This is a genomic window from Variovorax sp. P4_D9 (assembly GCF_056401695.1).
This window is the reverse complement of record NZ_JBFUIU010001769.1, coordinates 1-524: the sequence shown is the minus strand read 5'-3', so window position 1 is coordinate 524 and position 524 is coordinate 1. Positions and strand designations below refer to the sequence as shown.

The window sequence follows — 524 nt, the reverse complement described above, 5'->3', positions numbered from 1 at the left end:
CGATTCATGCTGGCTGGCCTTCGGAAAGATGGTTTGATTGCTTGGTAACAACCATCCTATCGATCCTGGGTCAGCCACCTCTCTTTGCCATCAAGCACTTACGTCCCGCGCCGATGGCCCAACAGCTAAAGTAAGTGMCATTCGGCTTAGGGCCGGCTTAGGGCCTGGCCATGGCCAGCGTGGTGTGGCCCTGCGCATCCTCGCTCAGCACCGGCACCAGCCTTCCATCCTGTGCGCGGAAGTTGGTCAAGAGGCCCACGATGCGTGCCTGCGTCAAAAGCGGCAGTGGCGCGAAGCCGGTACCGGCCACGGCCTTGTCGCCCAACAGGAATGAGCGGTAGAAGAAGTTGAGTGTGCGCCCGGCGCGCTCCACCGAGGCCGGCGAACGCGGCACCAGGATGTAGGTGGCGGTGACGATGGGCCAGACGCCCGGCCCGTCGAGGTCGAGCAGCGGCGCCGCCTCCAGGCTGGTCTTGAACAGGCCGCCGGCCCGGCTGGCGGCACTGAAGGCCTCGGTGCTGGGC

General features: G+C 65.2%; 1 pseudogene. It reads right to left on the bottom strand.

The features are described from left to right. Nucleotides 1-157: 157 nt before the first annotated feature. Nucleotides 158-524, bottom strand: a pseudogene (locus AC1DY5_RS58250) (phosphate ABC transporter substrate-binding protein PstS); the annotation flags it as partial.